The sequence below is a fragment of the Kribbella amoyensis genome, from assembly GCF_007828865.1.
Taxonomy (GTDB): Bacteria; Actinomycetota; Actinomycetes; order Propionibacteriales; family Kribbellaceae; genus Kribbella; species Kribbella amoyensis.
Map to the genome: position 1 here is coordinate 3651138 of NZ_VIVK01000001.1, position 19966 is coordinate 3671103.

General features: G+C 70.0%; 20 protein-coding genes. 11 read left to right on the plus strand and 9 right to left on the minus strand.

From position 1 onward, the window contains the following. Window position 1: 1 nt before the first annotated feature. Entirely contained in the window at window positions 2-862 is an 861-nt protein-coding gene (bla, locus tag FB561_RS17280; RefSeq protein WP_202880641.1) for a class A beta-lactamase, read from the minus strand. A gap of 295 nt (window positions 863-1157) precedes the next feature. Here bla and FB561_RS17285 point away from each other — a divergent pair, with 295 nt between their 5' ends. From FB561_RS17285 to FB561_RS17295, 3 genes are all read left to right on the plus strand, one after another. Then, window positions 1158-1784, plus strand: coding sequence for a hypothetical protein (locus tag FB561_RS17285; RefSeq protein ID WP_145807879.1), 627 nt, complete (start codon window positions 1158-1160; stop codon window positions 1782-1784). A gap of 90 nt (window positions 1785-1874) precedes the next feature. Next, on the plus strand, window positions 1875-2477 hold the full coding sequence (locus tag FB561_RS17290; protein ID WP_145807880.1) for a hypothetical protein: 603 nt from the start codon (window positions 1875-1877) through the stop codon (window positions 2475-2477). Beyond that, entirely contained in the window at window positions 2474-2701 is a 228-nt protein-coding gene (locus FB561_RS17295; protein WP_145807882.1) for a hypothetical protein, read from the plus strand. The genes FB561_RS17290 and FB561_RS17295 overlap by 4 nt, the downstream gene beginning before the upstream one ends. A 92-nt stretch (window positions 2702-2793) precedes the next feature. Here FB561_RS17295 and FB561_RS17300 read toward each other — a convergent pair whose 3' ends face one another. Further along, the gene (locus FB561_RS17300; protein WP_145807884.1) at window positions 2794-3600 is read right to left on the minus strand and encodes a polysaccharide deacetylase family protein; all 807 of its coding nucleotides are present in this window, start codon (window positions 3598-3600) and stop codon (window positions 2794-2796) included. Between the two features lie 104 nt (window positions 3601-3704). Between FB561_RS17300 and FB561_RS17305 the strand changes: the two genes are divergently transcribed. The 5 genes from FB561_RS17305 to FB561_RS17325 all read left to right on the plus strand — a co-directional run bounded on the left by FB561_RS17305 (window position 3705) and on the right by FB561_RS17325 (window position 9927). Then, entirely contained in the window at window positions 3705-5579 is a 1875-nt protein-coding gene (locus FB561_RS17305; RefSeq protein ID WP_238334876.1) for a bifunctional metallophosphatase/5'-nucleotidase, read from the plus strand. Between the two features lie 188 nt (window positions 5580-5767). Beyond that, window positions 5768-6460 (plus strand): FadR/GntR family transcriptional regulator, encoded by a 693-nt coding sequence (locus FB561_RS17310; RefSeq protein ID WP_145807886.1) that lies wholly within the window; start codon window positions 5768-5770, stop codon window positions 6458-6460. Continuing rightward, window positions 6457-7206, plus strand: coding sequence for a creatininase family protein (locus tag FB561_RS17315; protein ID WP_145807888.1), 750 nt, complete (start codon window positions 6457-6459; stop codon window positions 7204-7206). The genes FB561_RS17310 and FB561_RS17315 overlap by 4 nt, the downstream gene beginning before the upstream one ends. Window positions 7207-7334: 128 nt before the next feature. After that, a complete protein-coding gene (locus tag FB561_RS17320; protein WP_145807890.1) occupies window positions 7335-8387 on the plus strand; it encodes a CE1 family esterase in 1053 nt (350 codons plus the stop codon). Between the two features lies 1 nt (window position 8388). After that, window positions 8389-9927 carry an AbgT family transporter gene (locus FB561_RS17325; protein WP_145807892.1) on the plus strand — a complete coding sequence of 513 codons (1539 nt, stop codon included), beginning with the start codon at window positions 8389-8391 and terminating at the stop codon, window positions 9925-9927. Between the two features lie 137 nt (window positions 9928-10064). Here FB561_RS17325 and FB561_RS17330 read toward each other — a convergent pair whose 3' ends face one another. The 4 genes from FB561_RS17330 to FB561_RS17345 all read right to left on the minus strand — a co-directional run bounded on the left by FB561_RS17330 (window position 10065) and on the right by FB561_RS17345 (window position 14224). Beyond that, window positions 10065-10640 (minus strand): nicotinamidase, encoded by a 576-nt coding sequence (locus FB561_RS17330; protein WP_145807894.1) that lies wholly within the window; start codon window positions 10638-10640, stop codon window positions 10065-10067. 258 nt (window positions 10641-10898) lie between these two features. After that, the gene (locus FB561_RS17335; protein ID WP_145807896.1) at window positions 10899-11876 is read right to left on the minus strand and encodes a ring-cleaving dioxygenase; all 978 of its coding nucleotides are present in this window, start codon (window positions 11874-11876) and stop codon (window positions 10899-10901) included. A gap of 113 nt (window positions 11877-11989) precedes the next feature. Then, on the minus strand, window positions 11990-12559 hold the full coding sequence (locus FB561_RS17340) for a CGNR zinc finger domain-containing protein (protein ID WP_145807898.1): 570 nt from the start codon (window positions 12557-12559) through the stop codon (window positions 11990-11992). Between the two features lie 345 nt (window positions 12560-12904). Continuing rightward, a complete protein-coding gene (locus FB561_RS17345; RefSeq protein ID WP_145807900.1) occupies window positions 12905-14224 on the minus strand; it encodes an SLC13 family permease in 1320 nt (439 codons plus the stop codon). Window positions 14225-14313: 89 nt separating this feature from the next. On the opposite strand from FB561_RS17345, the gene FB561_RS17350 reads away from it, so the two are divergent. Together FB561_RS17350 and FB561_RS17355 are read left to right on the plus strand one after the other, a co-directional pair. After that, complete coding sequence (locus FB561_RS17350) at window positions 14314-15018, plus strand: FadR/GntR family transcriptional regulator (RefSeq protein ID WP_145807902.1); 705 nt, start codon at window positions 14314-14316, stop codon at window positions 15016-15018. After that, window positions 15015-15776 carry a sulfite exporter TauE/SafE family protein gene (locus FB561_RS17355; protein WP_145807904.1) on the plus strand — a complete coding sequence of 254 codons (762 nt, stop codon included), beginning with the start codon at window positions 15015-15017 and terminating at the stop codon, window positions 15774-15776. The genes FB561_RS17350 and FB561_RS17355 overlap by 4 nt, the downstream gene beginning before the upstream one ends. Before the next feature lie 6 nt (window positions 15777-15782). On the opposite strand, the gene FB561_RS17360 is transcribed toward FB561_RS17355, so the two are convergent. The 3 genes from FB561_RS17360 to FB561_RS17370 are packed head-to-tail and all read right to left on the minus strand — an operon-like array spanning window position 15783 to window position 18409. Beyond that, window positions 15783-16829 carry a hypothetical protein gene (locus FB561_RS17360; protein ID WP_145807906.1) on the minus strand — a complete coding sequence of 349 codons (1047 nt, stop codon included), beginning with the start codon at window positions 16827-16829 and terminating at the stop codon, window positions 15783-15785. A 39-nt stretch (window positions 16830-16868) separates the two neighbouring features. Further along, a complete protein-coding gene (locus tag FB561_RS17365) occupies window positions 16869-17867 on the minus strand; it encodes a YdcF family protein (protein WP_145807908.1) in 999 nt (332 codons plus the stop codon). Continuing rightward, window positions 17864-18409, minus strand: a complete 546-nt coding sequence (locus FB561_RS17370; RefSeq protein ID WP_145807910.1) for a hypothetical protein — start codon at window positions 18407-18409, stop codon at window positions 17864-17866. Before FB561_RS17370 ends, FB561_RS17365 begins: the two co-directional genes overlap by 4 nt. Before the next feature lie 261 nt (window positions 18410-18670). Here FB561_RS17370 and FB561_RS17375 point away from each other — a divergent pair, with 261 nt between their 5' ends. Then, the gene (locus tag FB561_RS17375; protein WP_145807912.1) at window positions 18671-19900 is read left to right on the plus strand and encodes a D-arabinono-1,4-lactone oxidase; all 1230 of its coding nucleotides are present in this window, start codon (window positions 18671-18673) and stop codon (window positions 19898-19900) included. Window positions 19901-19966: the final 66 nt, after the last annotated feature.

Consider the following 19966-nt stretch of genomic DNA (forward strand, 5'->3'; position numbering starts at 1 on the left):
TTCAGGTCAGAACCTTGGCGGTGTAGGTGGCTGCTTCGGCTAGGAGGGCGGAGGTTGAGGGGGCTTGTTCTTGGGGTTTGCTGGAGAGGATGGCGATGAGGAGGGGTGGAGCCTGAGGGGTTGGCCAGGTGAGGGCTATGTCGTTCGTGGTGCCGTAGTCGCCGGTGCCGGTTTTGTCGGCGACGGTCCAGGACTTGGGCAGGCCGGCCCGGATGCGCCGCCGGCCGGCTTCGGTGGCGTTGCGTTCGAGGAGGTCGCGGAGGTGGGCTTGCTTCTCGGGGGCCAGGGCTTTACCGACGACGAGGTTCTGGTACGTCGTACCGATGGCGCGGGGCGTGGTGGTGTCCCGGGGGTCGCCGGGGATGGCGGTGACGATGTGTGGTTCGTAGCGGTCCATGCGGGTGACCTGGTCGCCGAGGGTGCGGAGGTACGCGGTGAGGGCCGCGGGGCCGCCTAGTTCGCGGAGGAGAAGGTTGCCCGCGGTGCCGTCGCTGTAGCGGACCGCGGCGTCGCAGAGTTGGCGCAGCGTCATGCCGGTGCGGACGTGCTGCCGCGTGATGACCGAGCTCTTCATCAGGTCGTCGGTCGTGTACGTGACGACGGTGTCGAGGTGTGTCAGCGGGTTGTGGTGGAGTACGCCGGCCGCGGCCAGACCCTTGAAGGTCGAGCAGAACGCGAACCGTTCGTCGGCGCGGTGCGCAAGCGTGCGGCCGGTGCCGGTGGCAACGGCGTAGACGCCGAGACGGGCGCCGTACTTGCGTTCCAGCGCCAGCAACTGGTCATGGCGCTCGGGCGGGGGAGTAGCGGTCGACGGAGCCGTCGGAGACGCGGACTCGGTGGACCGCGAGGGCGATGAGGACACCGACGGCGATGAAGTCAGCGAGGGAGGCGACGAGGGGGATGCGTCCAGGGTTGGGGATTCGGCGCAGCCGGCCAACGGTACGAGTGCGGCCGCGCCCAGGAGGGTGCGCCGGGAGATTTGTGATGACACTTTCTTCCTTCCGCCCGTGAACGGTGAAACTAACAAGCTTCGAGGCCAGTCACGCCGCGCCGCCCGGGGTCGCGTGCCAGGTCGTGCCAGCTCGTGCCAGCTCGTTCCAGGTTGTGCCAGGACGTGTCGGAAGGCGAGCGGACGGGGGAGCTGAGAACCTAGGGGCATGAGTGAGCAGGCTCCGGTGCAGACGTTCGTGGTGGGCGTCGACCAGGACGGGTTGGTGCGGCGGCGGGCCGTCGTACGGAGGCGGCTGCGGATCGGGGCCTTCGTCTCCGGTGGGATCGGGGCCGTGGGCATCGTTGTGGCGCTGGTGGCGTTGATCGCGTTCTGGGGTTCCGGGTTGTGGCCGTTCTCGCTGTTGCTGATCTTGAGCATGGTGCCGCTGGTGCTCAGCGCGGTACTGGCGTTCCGGCTGGTGGCGGATCGGGAGAGGTGGTTCACGGCCAACGGGGTGCAGCCGCTGGCGATGCGGATGTCGCCCAAAGGTCTCGAACTGGCGATCGACGGCGCCGCGTACCCGGTGAGCTTGCCGTGGAGCGCGGTCCGGGGGTTCCAGCAGTTGAAGATCTTCGGCGAATACGTACTGGATCTCCGCCTGCAGCCGGGGATCGCGGCCACCACGGCGGGAGTGCGAGGCCTCGACCAGCCGGCGGTCCGGGCCGTGGTCAAGCCCAGTCCGTTGCTCCGCCCCGTCGGCATGTTCCCCGTGACCGCGCTCGACCAGCCGGTCCACGTGATCGACCAGGCGCTCAAGCATTTGGCCGACGGCAAAGCCTCGATACTGCGCTGAGGAGGGGGCAGCGGCGAGGCAGGCGGGCGCCGGGGCGGGCTGCGTGGTGGCTGGGGTGGGGTGGACCTCTGGGCTGGGAGGGTTTTGGGGATGGAGGGTTTTGTGGTGGGCCTGGATCGGAGTGAGGTCCTGCGGCGGCGGGCGTCGGTTCGGCGGACGCGGTTGGTCGGTGGTGTGGTGGTGATCGCCTTCTCGGCTGTTGGGGTTGGGCTTTCGGTGGAGTTGATGGTTCTGCTGGGGGACAGCTGGCCGGTGGGGTTGTTGATGATGGCGGCCTTTGTGTTGCCGGTGGTCGCGGCGGTGCGGGGGCTGTGGACGAATGCGACGATGAAGCGCTGGTACGCGGCGGCGGACGTGCCTCCGTTTGCGCTGCGGATGACGGCGGCTTCGCTCGAGCTCGGGGTCGAGGGGGCGCAGCGGCCGTTGGTGGTGCCTTGGGAGGCTGTGCGTGGGTTCCGGCGGCGGTTGAGGTTCGGGCAGCCGATCCTCGAGGTCGAGTTGCGGCCCGGGATTCAGCCGATCACTCCGGGGGTTACCGGCCTCGAGCAGCCGGCTGTTCAGAAGATGGTGCGGCCGAGCCGGCTGACGAAGGGTGCTGGGCTCTACGGGATCGCGTCGTTGGATCAGCCGGTCGAGGCGATCGACCAGGCGCTGCGGTACTTCTCACGTGGCGGCGTCGGCGTGAGCGGATGACGCAGGCGCGGCGGTGGGCGGTGCGGCGGTTGCGGGCCGAGATTCTGCGGTTGCGGATCGGGATGGGGCTGATCGTCGGTGCTGGGCTCGTGCTGCTGTTCCTGATCGATCATCCGATGCCTGGGCTGCTGGTCGTCCTCGGCGGGTTCTTCCTGCAGGCGGCAGTCAGTTCGCGCACCCGCCGCTTGCGGCATCTCGAGCACTCCCTTCGCGCCGACGACTAGTGCATGTCCGGCACCCCGGCCGCGCCGCCGGTCATCACCCTCGGCCGCGCCGGCCGGATCGGGTGAGGTGGTGCTGATCTGGGTGGGCCGGATCAGCAGGGGAGTGACTGGAAGGTGTAGCCCTGGGCGGTGAGTTGGGTCAGGGCGCGGTCGAGGGCGGTGACGGTTTGGGAGCGGTTGCCGCCGCCGTCGTGCATGAGGATGATCGCGCCGGGGCGGGCGCCGCGGAGGATGGCTCGTTCGATCTTGGCCGCGCCGGGCTTCTCCCAGTCCAGGGTGTCGACGTCCCAGAGGATCTGGCGCTGGTGGTACTGCGCCGCGACCGCCGCGACGTGCGCGTTGGTGTCGCGGAACGGTGGCCGGAAGCAGCGCGAGCTGATGCCCGACGAGATCTCCTCGCGCAGCCGCGCCGGGGAGAGCTTGGTGAGCATCGGGTGGTCCCAGGTGTGGTTGCCGATCCGGTGGCCGGCGCGGCGAGTCGTCGCGACCAGGTCCGGGTGGGCGGCGGCCTCGCGGCCGAGGACGAAGAACGTCGCCTTCGCGCTGTGCTTGGCGAGGATGTTGAGCACCTTCGGGGTGTACACCCGCTGCGGCCCGTCGTCGAACGTCAGGTACAGCACCTTGCCACCGGCCGGCAGGTTCCAGGTCTCCGGCTCGGAGGTGCGCTGGTTCGAGTCGGCCGTGCGCTGGCTCTTCTTCCGGATCGGCGGCGCCGCGGCCCGCGGTTTCACCGGGACGGTGAGCGGCCCGTGAGCGGCGGGTACGACCGACGCGGCGGAGCTCGTCGAGCGGTCGGACGAGTGGGCGGCATGCTGCGTGGACGGCTGGGCGGATTGGGCCAGAGCGGCTCCGAGCAGGACAGCGGCAGCGAGAAGAAGTTTGCCGGGCGGCACGTTCATGGGCGGCATCCTCTCGCTCCGACGGGGGCATCCCGTCGACATCGGCGGGTGTGTCGCACGTATCGTGCTGCGGGCCACAACCAACGACGTGTGAGGCGGACTCGATGACAGGCGGCGAGCGGAAGACGATGGGCAGACGAACGGTGATCGGCGGCGCGGCCGCGGCACTCGCGGCAGCCGGGTTCGAGGCGGCGCCGGCGTACGCGGGTGCGCCGAGCAGTACGCCGAGTGGTGCGGCCGGCAGCGGGGACCAGCGGGTCGTCCGGCTGAGCGTGCTCGGGACCACCGACCTGCACGGCAACGTCTTCAACTGGGACTACTTCAAGAACGCCGAGTACGACGACTCCGCGCACAACGACATCGGCCTCGCCAAGATCTCCACGCTCGTCAAGGCGGTGCGGGCGCGGCTAGCTGCACAGAAGCACACCCCGGAACCGCTGGTGCTCGACGCCGGCGACACGATCCAGGGCACCCCGCTGGCGTACTACTTCGCCAAGATCCAGCCGATCACCGGCGGCCACGTCCATCCGATGGCGGCGGCGATGAACGAGATCGGGTACGACGCGGCCGCGCTCGGCAACCACGAGTTCAACTACGGCCTCGACATCCTGCGCAAGTTCCAGCGGCAACTCGAGTTCCCGTTGCTCGGCGCGAACGCGCAGGACTGGACCACGGGCCTGCCGGTGTTCCCGCCGTACGTGCTGAAGAAGGTCCACGTCCGCGGCGAGAAGCCGATCACGGTCGGCATCCTCGGCCTGACCAACCCCGGCATCGCGATCTGGGACAAGGCCGTGGTCGAGAACAAGATCAAGTTCGGCGGCATCGTCGAGCTGGCCAAGTCCTGGGTGCCGAAGGTCCGGGCGGCCGGCGCCGACGTGGTGATCGTGTCCGTGCACTCGGGGATCGACCTGTCCTCGTCCTACGGCGACGCGCTGCCGTACCCGGAGAACGCGGCCGGCCCGATGGTCGAGCAGGTCCCCGGCATCGACGCGGTCCTGGTCGGCCACGCGCACCAGGAAGTCGCCGAGCGGTTCGTCACCAACCAGCAGACCGGCGAGAAGGTCGTCCTGGTCGAGCCGCTGAAGTGGGGGATGCGGCTGGCGATGATCGACCTGGACCTGCAGAAGGTCCGCGGCCGGTGGACGGTCGTCGGCCGGCACAGCCAGGTCCTGAACGCGAACACGGTCGAGCCCGACCCGAAGGTCACCAAGCTGCTGCAGAAGGACCACGACAAGGTGGTCGAGTACGTGAACTCCAAGATCGGTACCTGCACCGAGGCGATGTCCGCGGCCACGGCGCCGTGGGAGGACACGGCGGCGCTCGACTTCGTCAACTTCGTCCAGGCCGACGCGGTGTCGAAGGCGCTCGCCGGGACGCCGCAGGCCGACCTGCCGGTGCTCGCGATCGCGGCGCCGTTCAACCGGGCCGCGGCGATCCCGGCCGGCGACGTGTCGGTCCGGGACGTGGCGGGGCTGTACATCTTCGACAACACGCTGCTCGCGGTGACGATGACGGGCGCGCAGGTCCGGGCGTACCTGGAGTTCAGTGCGCAGTACTTCAAGCAGGTGACCGGGACCGGGCCGTTCACGCCGGACCAGGTGACCAACGCGCCGACCCCGACCGCGCCGAACGGTACGCCGGACTACAACTACGACATCCTCGGTGGGCTGACGGCGCCGCTCGCGTACCACGTCGACATCGCGAAGCCGGTCGGGTCGCGGATCGCCGATCTCGCGTACGACGGTGCGGCGGTCACCGACGACCAGCAGTTCGTCGTGGCCGTGAACAACTACCGGCAGTCCGGCGGCGGCAACTTCCCGCACGTCAGCAAGGCCGAGGTGGTCTACAACCGGCAGGTCGAGATCCGCCAGCTGATGATCGACTACGTGAGCACCACCGGCACGGTCGACCCGTCCGCGTTCCACACCACCGACTGGTCGCTGACCTCCAACGGCGCCCCGATCACGGTCACCAGCTGAGTTCCCGACCGCCGGCCGAGCCCAACCACCGTCGGAGCCCAATCTCCGGTGAAGCCCAATCACCAGCAGAGCCCAATCACCAGCTGAGGTCCGACGACCACCTGATTCCGGTGCGCCAGCGGGCCCCGGACCACCATGCGGGGCCTGAAGGGTTGACGAAGGAAAAGAGTAAGTGATTTAGTCAGTTTGTGACCTACTCAGCAGCGGCGGCGCCGAGCTTGTCGGATCGGTTGACGGACGCGATCCTGCGGATCATCCGTGATCGCGGGCTCGGCCCGGGCGACGCGATTCCGTCCGCCCGGGAGCTGGCGAAGCAGTTCGAGATCACCACGCCGACGGTGCGCGAGGCGCTGCGGAAGCTCGAGGCGACCGGTGCGGTCGAGTTCCGGCACGGGTCCGGGACGTACGTCGGCCCGACGATCAACAACGTCGTGCTGGCGAACCCGCACCGGCCGCCGATCACCAAGGACTCCGTCCTGCAGCTGATCGGCGCCCGCGTCGTGATCGAGCCCGCGGTCGCCGCGCAGTCGGCGCTCGCGCGGCAGCCGGAGAACCTGGAGCGGCTGGAGGCGGCGGTCACCAACGCGCTGGTACCGCCCGGTGGGCCGGCGTTCGCGTTGAACTTCCACGTCGAGCTCGCGGCCGCCTCCGGGAACCCGCTGCTGGAGGAGGTGCTCGCCTCGTTGCTGAAGGTGCGCGTCCGCGAGCAGCAGCAGATCCGCCAGCTCTACGACAACCGGAACCGCGATCACGACGAGCACCGCGCGATCCTCGACGCCGTGCGGGCCCGGGACGCGCAGGAGGCCGAGCGGCTCACCCGCGACCACCTGGAGAACATCCGCGCCGCGGTCGAGGCCGCCGACTTCCCGGAGCTGCCATGACCTGGCGACTGGCCGAGATGACCACCGACCAGGCGCGGGACGCCGTTCGGGAGTCGCCGCTGGCGATCATCCCGGTCGGTGCCCAGGAGCAGCACGGCGGCGGCATGGCGATGTCCACCGACTCCGTTCGCGCCGTCGGACTCGCCGAACGCGTGGCCGAGCGGCTCGCCGGACGTGCGGTGGTCGCGCCCGCGGTGAACTACGGGGTCTCGCCGCATCATCTGGAGTTCGCCGGCACGATGTCGTTGTCGCCAGCAACCTTTACCGCCGTGGTGCGGGAGTTGGTCGACAGTTTGTCCCAGCACGGCTGGCGCCGGTTCCTGGTGATCACCGGGCACGGCGGCAACAACCCCGCGTTGTCCGTGCTGGCGCAGGAGTACGTGCGCAGCGATCTCGTCTTCGCCTGGACGCCTTTCACCTCGGTGGTCGCCGACCTGATCGACGGGGTCAGCGAGGTGCACGGGCACGCGGGCGAGGCCGAGACCGCGCAGATGTTGTACCTCGCGCCCGACCTGGTCCAGGTCGACCGCCTGGAGCCGGGCGCGACCACGCTCGACGAACTCGGACCCGTCGCCCGGCTGGCTCGCCGGGCCGGTGGGCCGCGGGTGTCGGTCGGGTTCGATGTGTACCACAAGCGTGGCGTGCTGGGAGATCCCCGGATCGCCACCGCTGAGCAGGGCCGTCTGCTGGTGGAGACGGCCGCCGACCGGATCGCCGACTTCGCCGAGGAGCTGCTCTCGGCCTGAGCGCGTGACCCGACGCCGCTCCAGGCGCCGTTCACGAGACGCCATCCCCCCGATCGCTGGGACGTGCCGGTCACGTCCCAGGCGCGAGCCTGCCCGCCCGCAGGCCGCCGGCCCGAGGAGGCCCCCTGATGAGACTCCACCGCTTTGCCGTCGCCGGGCTGGTGACGGCCGGCCTGGTGACCGCCGTCACCGGCGCCCCGCCGCTGACCCCGGCCGCCGCCCACGCAACCACCGACCAAACGGCCGCCGACCACGCAACCACCGAACAAACGGCCGCCGACCAAGCGACCGCGGGCCAAACGGTCGCTGTCCCCGCGACCGCAAGCAACCCGACCGCCGCGGCCGCTCGGAGTGGGGGCTGTGGGCAACAGAGTTCGCAACGACCGGGGACGGGGGCCGACTATCAGCTGGTCAGTGGCGGCCTGACCCGGACGTACCGGCTGCATCTGCCGTCCGGGTACGACGAGACCAAGCCGAAGTCGCTGATCGTCGTGTACCACGGTCGCGGCAAGACCGGTGAGTTCACCGAGGCGTTCTCGGAGGTGTCGAAGCTGGACGCGATCGTTGCCTACCCCAACGGTGTCGTCGGGGACGAGGACAAGCAGGCCTGGCAGGGTGCGCCGTACGCGAAGGACGGCGTGGACGACGTGAAGTTCACCGCGGACCTGCTCGACAAGCTCGAGGCCGGGTTCTGCGTGGACCGGGACGCGGTGTACGCGACCGGGAAGTCCAACGGTGCCGGGTTCACCGGGATCCTCGCGTGCACGATGGCCGACCGGTTCGCCGCGATCGCGCCGGTCGCCGGGGCGTACTACCAGCAGGGCACCCGGTGCGCGCCGAGTCGCCCGGTCCCGGTGCTCGCGATCCACGGTACCGGGGACACGACGATCCCGTACGGCGGTGACGGGCAACGTGATCTGCCGAGCGTGCAGACGTGGGTCCGCGACTGGTCCGTCCGCGACCACTGCAACCCGGAGCCGAAGTACACCCAGCAAGGCGATGACGTGCTGACCGCTACGTACAAGGGCTGCCGCGCGGACGTCGTCCATGTCGCCGTGACCGACGGCGGGCACACGTGGCCCGGGTCGGACGCGTCGTCGGGTCCTGGCTACGTCACGCAGACGTTCGAGGCGCACGAGCTGATCGGCGCCTTCTTCCGCTCGCACAAGTTGAGGCACTGACATGACGAGCACAGTGACGCAGCCGAAGGACCAGTTGCCGCGGATCGTCCGGGCGATGGGCGTGATCGAGCGGGTCGGGAACGCGTTGCCGCATCCGTTCTGGTTGTTCTGGATCCTGTCGGCGATCCTCGCGGTGGTCAGCTGGATCCTGGCCACGCTGGACGTCTCGGTGGTCTCGCCGAAGGACGGCAAGACGGTCGCGGTCCAGAACCTGCTGTCCGGCGACGGCCTGCAGATGGCAGTCTCCACCGCGATCTCGAACTTCGCCGAGTTCCCGCCGATGGCCACCATCGTGGTGGTGATCATGGGCGTCGCGCTGGCCGAGCGGACCGGGTTCCTGCAGGCGTTGATGAAGGTCAGCGTGTCCCGGGTGCCGACCTCGATGGTGGTGTTCGCGGTCGCGTTCGCCGGCACGATGGCGCACGTCGCGTCGGCCGCGGCGTACATCATCCTGGTCCCGCTCGGCGGACTCGCGTTCCGCGCGGTCGGCCGGTCGCCGATCCTCGGCATCGTGGTCGCGTACACCGCGATCGCATCCGGTTACGACGCCAGCCCGATCCCGACGCCGAACGACGCGATCTTCGCCGGGATCACCGAGGCGGCCGCCAAGACCGTGGATCCAGGCGCGTCGGTGTCGCCGCTGTCGAACTGGTTCTTCAACATCGCGTCGTCGGTGCTGCTGGCGCTGGTGATCACGCTGGTGACGAAGCTGGTGCTGAGCAAGCGGACCGACCTCGACGCCGATCCGGACGCGCCCGGCGACGATCCCGACGCGCTGCGGTTGTCGGCGCGGGAGCGGACCGGGTTGCTCAGGGCAACCATTGTGTTCGCGGCCGTGGCGATCGCGATCGTCGCCGCGCTGATCCCGTCCAGCTCCCCGTTGCGCGGTGAGAACGGCAGCATCGTCGAATCGCCCTTCCTGGACGGGATCGCGATGGTGGTCGCGGTGTTGTTCGGCCTCGTCGGGATCGCGTACGGCGTGACGGTCGGGGTGATCGAGCAGGCCGGTGACGTGCCGAAGCTGATGGCCGAGGGGATCAAGCAGATGGCGCCGGTACTGGTGCTGTTCTTCGCGATCGCGCAGTTCCTGGCGTACTTCGACTGGAGCAACATCGGCGACCTGCTGTCGGCCGAGTCGGCCCGGGTACTGGGTGATCTCGGCGCGCCGACGGTGGTGATCTTCCTCGGCATCCTGGTGCTGCTGACGCTGATCAACGTGCTGGTGACGAGCGGCTCGGCGATGTGGTCGCTGACCGCGCCGATCCTGGTCCCGATGATGCTGCTGCTGAACGTACCGGCCGAGACGACGCAGGCGCTGTTCCGGATCGCCGACTCGGGGTCGACCGCGATCACGCCGATGAGCCCGTACTTCGTGATGGCGCTCGGCTTCCTGCAGCGCTACAGCAAGGACGCCGGTGTCGGCACCCTCGCGTCGTACACCGTGCCGCTGGCGATCGCGATGACGATCGCGTGGACCCTGCTCTTCCTGGCCTGGTGGGCGCTCGGCATCCCCCTCGGCCCGGGCGCGCCGGTCAGGTAGAAGCGTTCGCATCGCCCGCAAGTTGGTACAGGCGGGAGTGGTGCCGAACGTCGTCGGACCGAATCACCAGCTCGCGCAGGACTCCATGCAAGCCGCCGGCCTTCTACCTCACCGAAGAAGGCCGGGCCGACGGTGGCTCAGGTGAGCGTGACGCCCGCGGTCCGGAGGTCGATGAGGGTCTGTTCGGTGCTGGCCGGTGCCACCCCAGCGGTGAGGCCGGTCAGTACCGTCGTCCGGAAGCCCGCGGTTCGTGCGTCGAGGGCGGTGGCCCGGACGCAGTAGTCGGTGGCGATGCCGCAGACGTCCACGTCGGTCACCTCCTTCTCCCGGAGCCAGTCCACCAGCGCGTGGCCGTCGTGGGACTTCCCCTCGAAGCCGGAGTACGCCGCGGCGTACTCGCCCTTGTCGAAGATCGCGTCGAACGGCTGCGGGTCGAGGTTCGGGTGGAAGCTGACCCCGTCGGTACCGACCACGCAGTGCCGTGGCCAGGAGTCCACGAAGTCGGGCTGCTCGGAGAAGTGGGTGCCGGGATCGATGTGATGGTCCCGGGTCGCGACGACGTAGGCGTACTGCTTGTCCGGCGGATCCGCCTCGTACCACTTGTGCAGCAGCTGCCCGATCCGGAACGCGACATCCGCCCCGCCCGCGACAGCGAGACTCCCGCCCTCGCAGAAGTCGTTCTGCACGTCCACCACGATCAGGGCCCGCGTCATCTCCGAACTCCTCTCTCCTGCTCCCCACGGTACAAGCCGCGTCGGCCATCGGTGCGGAGGGCGCCCGGAGCGCCACCGCGGAGAACCACCGCTGGGAACCGCCACAGAGAGCTAACCACCGAGCGCCACGACGCCCCGCTCGGTGACGGGCCCCTCTAATGCCACCGGCGGCTCGTCGAGGTGTCCCGGAGCGTGTCGGCGGCGCAGTGGAGGTCGCCTTTGGAGACGGGAGTCGTGGCGAGGTCGCGTTGTGCGGCTTCAGTCGGGGAGCGGGTCGGTGGGGTGAGGGCTCTGAGGTGGGACGGCTAGTGGTGGCAGGGCGGTACGGATCTGGTCGCGGGTCGGTTCCAGCCAGGGTGGGAGTTTCAGGGAGCGGCCGAGTTCGAGGAGGGGTTCGTCGATGGTGAAGCCGGGGGCGTCGGTGGCGATCTCGAGGAGCACGCCGCCTGGTTCGCGGAAGTAGATCGAGGTGAAGTACTGGCGGTCGATGATCTCGGTGACCTCCAGCCCGGCGTCGAGCAGTTCCTGCCGCCAGCGGGCTTGGGTCTCGCCGTCGGGCGCCCGGAATGCGACGTGGTGGACGGTACCGCCCGCCTGCCGGCCAGGAAGGTCCATCGCCGCGGCGACGTCGACGACCGTCCCGGGCGAGTCGCCGTGCATCGTGAGCCGGACCCGGTCGCCGTCCTCGGTACCGAGCCGCATGCCGAGCATTCCGGTCAGCAAGTCCGCGGTCGGTTCGAGCTGCTGTTCCGACATCGTGATCGCGTGCAGGCCACGGATCGCCTGGTCCGCGCCGATCCCCGCGGCGCCGTCCCAGCCGGATCGGGCGTCGCCGTCGGCTGCGACGAGTTCGATCACCAGGCCGTCGGGATCGCGGAAGGTGAGCACCGCCTCCGCCGACCGGTCCACCGGCGCCTCGGTCGCGACCCCGAGTCCGGTCAGCCGCTGCTGCCACCACCCGAGCGCCTCGGGCGGGATGCTGAACGCGGTCGCGGTGGCGAGTCCGGTGCCCTGTTCGCCGGCTGGGACCTCGGGCCAGGGGAAGAACGTCAGCAACGTCGCGGGCCGGCCGGATTCGTCGCCGTAATACAGGTGATAGGTGTCCGGGCGATCGAAGTTGACCGTCTGCTTGACCAGACGGAGCCCGAGAACGGTGGTGTAGAAGTCCACGTTCCGCTGCGGATCCGTAGCGATCGCGGTGACATGGTGCAGGCCGTGCGGGGCAATCGAGCTCATCACCCCTCCCTCCAGTTCCTGCCAGCATGCCCCGAACCCCCGCCGCATGCGAGCGCCCGCGTACCCCGTGCCGCGTCGGATGCCCGTCGGGTGCGGCGGCTGGAGCGAGTGGGTTACGGGCGCGGGGAGAGCGGGCGGGTCTGGTCCTTCTTGCGGGCGCGGTAGGCCTTGGCCTTCATCTTGTTGCCGCAGGTTTCCATGGCGCACCACTCGCGCCGGCCGCCGCGGGAGCGGTCGAGGTACACCTGGGTGCACTCCGGGCGGCCGCATTCCTTCAGCAGGTCGGCGTCGGAGCCGCCGAGGATGGTGATCGCGTCGCGGGCGATCGTCGACAACGCCTGGTCCGCGGTCGCCTCGATCCGGTGGCCGGTGCGGGTCAGTTGGGGGATCGCGGCGGGGGAGCGCGCGGCCGTGTTCACCACCGCGAGGGAGAGCTCGTCGTACGGCTCCTGGTGCAGGCGGGACCAGATCAGCGCGTAGATCGCCTCGCGCAACGTCACCGCCTTCGCGACGTCGGGCGGTACGCACGTGGTCTCGGTGCCGACGACGACGCCGGATTCGCGGAACCACGCCTGCAGGCTCTCCGGCGAGCCGAGTTTCTCCAGCGGTGCCGCGTTGCGCCTCGCCCGCAAGGTGCCGACGAAGTCGAGAGCGGTGTTGCCACAAGGAAATCGATGCTCCACGTCACCAGTTTGACGGGTGACGTGAATGAGTGCAAGGATCGTCACCAGTCAGACCGGTGACGCTAGACGCCGGACGGCGCGGCGGATCGGCCGCGAGTTCACGAGACCGGGAGGGGTCGATGATCACCACCGAGCAGGGCGGGTTGGTGCGTGCCGCCGCCTCACGCGGGTACGAGCAGAACCCGCCGGCGACGTCCTACGCCCCGACGGACTTGCCTTGTTGGCCGACCCGCAGGTACTCCCAGCCGGGCTGACCGCGACGACACCCAGATCGCCAGCGGGATCCAGGTCTTCCGGCAGGGCTGGGGCTGGGGCTGCGAGCTGCGAGATTGGCGGGCTGGGGCGTTACCAGCCGGGGAGTACCAGGGCCGTCCAGACGAGGAGGGGGCCCGCGGCGACGACTATGGCGCTGTAGGTGAGGATCTGCCGGTAGTACGTGGGTTCTTCGATGGTTTCCGGTTTGTTGGCCAGCATCAGGGCGCCGTTGGTGGAGAAGGGGCTGACGTCGACGATGGTCGAGGCGATCGCGAGCGCCGCGACGAAGAGGCCCGCGCTGATGCCGCCGGTGGCGATCAGGGGGACGGCGATCGGGATGATCACCGGCAGCAGTGCCGTCGACGACGCGAACGCCGAGACGACGCCGCCCACGTAGCAGAGGATCAGGGCGCCGATCGCGGCCGCGCCGAGACCGGCGGCCCAGTTGCCGACGAATTCCGGTGAGCCTGCTTCGGTCAGGATCGCGGCGTACGTGCTCACGCCGGCGACCAGGAGCACGGTCGGCCAGGCGATCTGCCGGACCGCGTCCTTGTGTTCCTTCGGGGCCAGGGTCGCCAGGAGGACCGCGGCTGTGATCGAGACGAAGCCGATGTTCTTGTCGAACACCAGCGCGACCACCGCGACCCCGACGAAGGCGACCAGGGTGAGCAACTGGTCCCGGCGTACGCCGAGCGCCTGGGTACCGGTCCGCGGTGACGCGCCGAGGCCGCGAGCCGGTACGGTCGCGCCGCCGCGGTGCAGGTCCTCGGCCAGTTGCTCCGGGTCGTCCGGGTCGATCCGCTCGGCCATCAGTCGGCGGCCGCCGAGCACTACGAACAGGACGGCCGCCAGCACCAGGTTGACGACCAGGCTGGACAGGAACACGACGAGCTCGCTCGACGGCAGGCCGTTCTGCTCCATCACCGAGTTCGTGATCGTGCCGTAGATGCTGATCGGCGAGAACCCGCCGCCCTGCGCGCCGTGCACGACGAACATACCCATCATCAACGGGTTGATCCGGTACCAACCGGCGAACCCGAGCGCGATCGGCCCGATGATCGCGCACGCCGCCGGACTGGCCGCGCCGATCGCGGTGAGCAGCGCCGTGACCGCGAACATCACCCACGGGATCAGCGCGACCCGCCCGCCGACGGCCCGGACCGCGGACGAGACGATGAGGTCCACGGTGCCGTTGTTCTTGGCGATCGCGAACAGGTACGTGACGCCGATCAAGGTCAGGATCAGGTCGCCGCTGACGCCGCCGAGGATCTCCTTCTCGCTCAGGCCCAGCGAGAACATCCCGACCAGCCAGGCGGCGACGTACGCCAGCGCGCCCATGTTGATCGGCAGCAGGGTGCCCAGCACGAACAGCGCCACCAGCGCGAGAATCGCCACCCACTCCGGTCCCATGACCGCCTCCGATGGTTGTGGCTTGAACCACGTCGGATCAGTGGCTCAGCCAATAGCTCACTCACCCACTTGTCAATACGCTGGATCCCATGGACTCGCCGCGCTTCCCCCGACCCGTACTGCGGACCCGCCTGTACGAGCAGGTCGCCGAGCAGATCACCGGATGGATCGCGGAGAACGGCCTGCGCGCCGGCGATCGGCTGCCGCCGGAGCGGGAGCTCGCGAGCCGGCTGGGTGTCAGCCGGGCCACGCTGAGCCAGGCCCTGGTCGCGCTCGAGGTGATCGGGGTCGTTATGGTCCGGCACGGCGACGGCACAGTACTCACCGATCGCGCGCGTACTGCCCCCGTGATCGAGGCGATCCGGGCACACGCCGATCGGTTGCCCGAGATCATCGAGGCCCGGGACGCGTTGGAGTCCAAGCTCGCCGCGCTCGCGGCGGTCCGGCGGACGGACGCGGACCTGGCGACGATCCGGCTGACGCTGTCCGACATGGAGCGCGATCTCGCGGCCGGCGGCCGTGGGGTCGAGGCGGACGAACGGTTCCACGCGGCGGTGACGGCGGCGGCGCGGTCGGACCTGCTCGCGCAGATGATGGCCGCGCTGCAAGACCTGATCCAGGAGACCAGGATCGAGTCGTTGTCGCAGCCGGGCCGGCCGGAGGAGTCGCTGGCCGGACATCGCCGGATCGCCGACGCGATCGCGGCCGGGGACGCGGCCGCCGCGTCGCGGGCGATGCACGAGCACGTTCTGCTGGTGAGCGACGTCGCCGTCCTGCGCGAGCAGCAGTCGTGACCGGCCTCGAACACGTGGCGGTGGTGGCCGCCGGACTCGGTGCTGGCCTGCTGACGTCGACGGTCGGCGTGGCGTCGCTGGTCAGCTTCCCGGTCCTGGTCGCGTTGGGTATCCCGCCGGTGGTCGCGAACGCGTCCAACACGGTCGGGCTGATCCCGGCCGGCCTCGGGGGTTCGCTCGGGTACCGCCGGGAGCTGCGCGAACAGCCGAAGGTGACGTGGCTCGTGGTGGCGACCTGCGCGGTCGGTTCGATCGGCGGGGCCGCGTTGCTGCTGGCGTTGCCGCCCGGGGTGTTCGAGTCGATCGTGCCGTGGCTGATCCTGTTCACCTGCTTGATCGTCGGCGCGCAGCCGTGGATCTCGCGCTGGCTGCGGTCGCGCAAACCGCACGACCTCGAACCGCGGACCTCGATGGGTCCGGTGACGACCGTGTTCGCGGCGCTGACCGGCGTGTACGGCGGGTACTTCGGCGCCGGGTCGGGCGTGATGATGATGGCCGTGCTCGGACTCGGGCTGGACCTCGAACTGCGGGTCGTGAACGCGCTGAAGACGTTGGCGGTGCTGGCGGCGAACATCGTGGCCGGGCTGATCTTCGTCTTCGTCGCCGAGCTGGACTTCACCGCGATCGGGCTGCTCGCGGCCGGGTCCATCATCGGCGGCTACGCCGGCGCCCACATCGGCCGCGTGCTGCCGCCGACGTTGCTCCGCGTCCTGATCGTCCTGGCCGGCATCACCGCCGCGATCGCGATGCTCCGCTGACCCGGCTCAGCTTTCCGGTGGGATCAGGGCGAGGAGGCGGCGGCGGATCGGGTCGACGGGACGGTCGTCGGCGAGGGCGGTGGCCAGGTCGTCGAGGGTCTGCCAGTACTGGTGCTTGGCCGGCCAGGTGATCGGGAGGGACGCGAGGCGGGCGTTGGTACAGCGGAGTTCGAGGCGGAAGCGGACGACCTCGCGTTCGCCTTCGTAGGCGGGGACCGCGTCGGTCAGGTCGCCGGAGGCCGCGAGTTCGGTGAGCAGGACTTCGTGGGCCTGCCGGGCGAGGACGTACGGGTTGTGCTCCTGGCGCCAGGTACGGACGGCGTCGCTCGCCTCTTGCAGGGAGAGCGCGACGAGCGCGATGACGCCGGCCTTGATCACCTCCGCGGCGACCGGATCGCCGACCGCGAGCGCGCCGAGTGGTGCCGAGGCGATGGCGAGTGCGATGAGCGCGAGGATGCGGGTGAGAGCGCCGAGCAGCCGGTCGAGCAGCGAGTGCTCCCGGCTGATCTCGATCTCGTTGAGCTGGGCCCGCAACTGTTCGACCTGCTGCAGCGCGCGTCGCCGGTCTTCCTGGTTCGCGACGCCTTGGTCGGCGAGCGTGGCGAGCACGTCGGCGACCACGCCCCGCTGCAGACCGAGGAAGTCCGCCACGTCGTCGAACGGCAGATGGCCGAGCGCCGAGACGGCGACCAGGCGCGGCACCGCCTTCTTGACGCGCTGCCTGGACCGAGGATGGTCGCCCGACCGGAGCTGGACCGCGGCACTCGCCAGCAGGATGTCGAGATCGCGGACGACGTCCTGCAGCGCGCGACCCGCCAGCGACACATCACCCGCCTGCCGTGCGGCCGCGCGTTGCTCCTCATGGTCGAGCAGGCGTTGCAGCAGCGGTGGTGCCGCGGCGCCCTGCGGCGAATCCTCCCGGGGCGACGACTCGTACCGGACCTCGGTCGGCGGCTTGTCGCCGTCGCTGTCCGGCGCGGCCGCACCCTGCCGGTACGTCTCGGACAGTTTGAACCATTCGTCACGACGCGGACCCGAGGCGGAGAAGCTCACGAACTCACCCTAGTGCCCGGTCAGTGCTCGTGCCGGAGGTCAGAAGAGGGCGAGGAAGGGTGGGACGGCGATCAGGCCGATGACGATGCCGTTGGCGACCTTGTGGTCGGCGAGGACGGCGAGGTACTCGCGGATGGTCGCGCTCGGCCAGAAGTACCGGGCGGTCGGGGAGCCGAGGACGTGGCCGTTGACCTTCGCCTTGCGGGCGGTGAACGCGGCACGCAGGGCGTGGAAGTTGTTGGTGACGATCAGGCACCGGTACTTCGGGTTCCGCGCGGCCATCAGCTTGTCGCTGAAGGTCAGATTCTCGAACGTCGAGGTGGACTCGTTCTCGCGCAGCACCTGATCGGCCGGGACGCCACGCTCGATCAGGTAGTCCGCCATCGCGTCCGCCTCGGGCATGTCCTCGCCCGGTCCCTGGCCGCCGGACGTGATCAGCAGCGGGGTACGGCCCTTGCGCCGCTCCTCGGTCCAGACCGCCTGCGCCTTGTCCAGCCGGCTGGCGAGCAACGGCGGTACGCGGCGGCCGCGCAGGCCCGAGCCGAGCACCACGATGAAGTCCGGCCGCCGGAAGAACCGGATCCGCGCGTAGACGAACGAGTAGGCGAGGAAACAGACGAACAGGAACGACAGGTACCCGAGCACCCCGCCGAGCGCGCTCCACACCGCGGCCAGGAACCGCGAGTCGAACCGCTGCACCACCGCGCTGAAGCCGACGAACGCGAAGAACCCGACTCCCGCGACCAGCGACAGCAGGTTCGCCGGCCGCCGGCCCTCGCGGCGCAGCATCACCACGCCGTTGGCGACCAGCGCGACCGCGAGGACGACCGTCGTCAGCGGGATCAGCAGCAGCACCGTCAAGGCCAGCCAGCGCGCGGCCGTCTGGTTGACCGACTCGAGCGCGAAGATCGTGCCGAGCCCGGCGAACAACAAGGCCAGCACCAGGAAGATCCCGTTCCGCAGCACCCGGCGATCGCGGACGAAGCCGATCACGAACAACGCGAACCAGAACGCCGCGATGCCGAACCCGAAGATCATCCGCGCTCCAACCGAGTGGCCGTGGTCCCCAACCGAGGGGCCCTGGTCTCCAGCCGCCGCCAGCTCGCCCAGAACACCAGCGCCGCGAGGACGGACCCGGTCGTCGCGAGCGAGGTCGCGCCGAGGGAGTTCGGCCGCTCGGACTCGGTCAGCGCGGTCCCGAAGTCCTGACCGGCGATCGGTACGCCCCACAGGATGCCGCCGAGGACGAGAGACACCAGCAGGTACCCGCTGAACAGCACGACCAGGATCACCCGAGGAACGTACTTCCGGCCGGTGTACTCGTGGACCACGCCGCGCCGGGCGAGCCACCACGACGCCAGACAGGCCAGGCAGGCGAAGGCCAGCGAGTAGATCGTGATCTCGGCCAGCGTGGTGCCGGCGGTGACGGCGTTGTCGCGGTTGTACGTCTCGTCGGCGCCGCGGAGCGCGGTGTTCTCCAGCTGCCGCCCGGTCCGGGTCCGGACCGCGAGCAGGTAGGTGCTGATGGCAACCAGTGCGGACGCGCCGGCGATCCACAGCCAGTGCCGGCGGGATGCCACTCCGGGTGCCTCCTTCGTCACGGACGATGAGCGGCCGTCATCAAATCACGGCGGGGCAACCCCGGCCGAGCGCCCGCGCCGCGTGTGAGCGGCCCGAAAGCTCCCCGCGACAAGCCCGCCGCGAGCCCATCGGAGGTGCCCGCCGGGAGAAGTGCCCGCCAGGAGGTTCCCCGGGATGAGGTCGCCGGGGTGAGACGGCGGTGTCACTGGTCGCGCGGCTGTGCGAGGCTCCCGGGTGGGTCATCGACGACGGAGGTACGGATGCGGAACTGGGCGGGCAACATCACCTTCTCGGCCGGCGAACTGGCGCAGCCGGGCACGGTGGCGGAGCTGCAGGAGCTGGTCGGCGCGGGTGAGCACGTCCGGGTGCTCGGCACCGGGCACTCGTTCAACCGGATCGCGGACACGCCCGGCACGCTCATCTCGGTGGCCGCGCTGCCGAAGCTGATCGAGATCGCGCCGGACCGTCGCTCGGTCCGGGTCGCGGCCGGCCTGCGGTACGGCGAGATCACCGCCGAGCTGGAAGCGAACGGGCTCGCCCTGCACAACCTCGGTTCGCTGCCGCACATCTCGGTCGCCGGTGCCTGCGCGACGGGGACGCACGGATCCGGTGACACCAACGCCCCGCTCGCGGCCGCCGTCGTGTGGACCGAGTTCGTCGGCGCGGACGGCGAGCTGGTCAGCCTGGACCGGAGCCACCCGGACTTCCCCGGCTCGGTGATCTCGCTCGGCGCGCTGGGTGTGACGACGTACCTGACCCTCGCGGTCGAGCCGTCGTACCAGATCCGGCAGGTCGTGTACGACGGGCTGCCGGTCGAGCGGCTGGCGACCGACTTCGACGCGGTGTTCGCCAGCGCGTACTCGGTCAGCGCGTTCACCGACTGGGCCGATCCCGAGGTGATGGTGTGGCGCAAGGCGAAGGAGATCTCGGTCGATCCCGAGTGGCTCGGCGCCCGGCTCGCCGACGGGCCGCGGCACCCGATCAAGACGATGCCGGCCGACTTCGCCACCGAGCAGGGCGGTGTCCCGGGGCCGTGGAACGCGCGGCTGCCGCACTTCCGGCTCGAGTTCACCCCGAGCAACGGTGAGGAACTGCAGTCCGAGTACTTCGTGCCGCGGGCCGAGGCCGGGTCCGCGATCGAGGCGATGCGGGCCCTGGGCAACGATCTGCGGGAGCTCCTGCAGGTGTCGGAGGTCCGCACGATCGCGGCCGACGACCTCTGGCTGAGCCCGAGCCAGGGGCGGGACACGGTCGCGTTCCACTTCACCTGGATCCAGGACGAGGCCGCGGTCCGGCCGGTCGTGGAGAAGATCGAGCGCGCCCTGCTCCCACTCGGTGGACGGCCGCACTGGGGCAAGGTGTTCGCCGCCGACGCGGCCACCCTGCGCGACTGCTACCCCCTGGTGCCGGATTTCGTCGCTCTCGCCGCGAAGTACGACCCGACCGGCAAGTTCCGCAACCCCTATCTCGACACCTACCTCCCCGCCTGAGCCCGTGTCCTCCGCCGCGCGGTCGGAGGGTGGACGTCCACCACTCACCAACCGCGGGATGCCGGC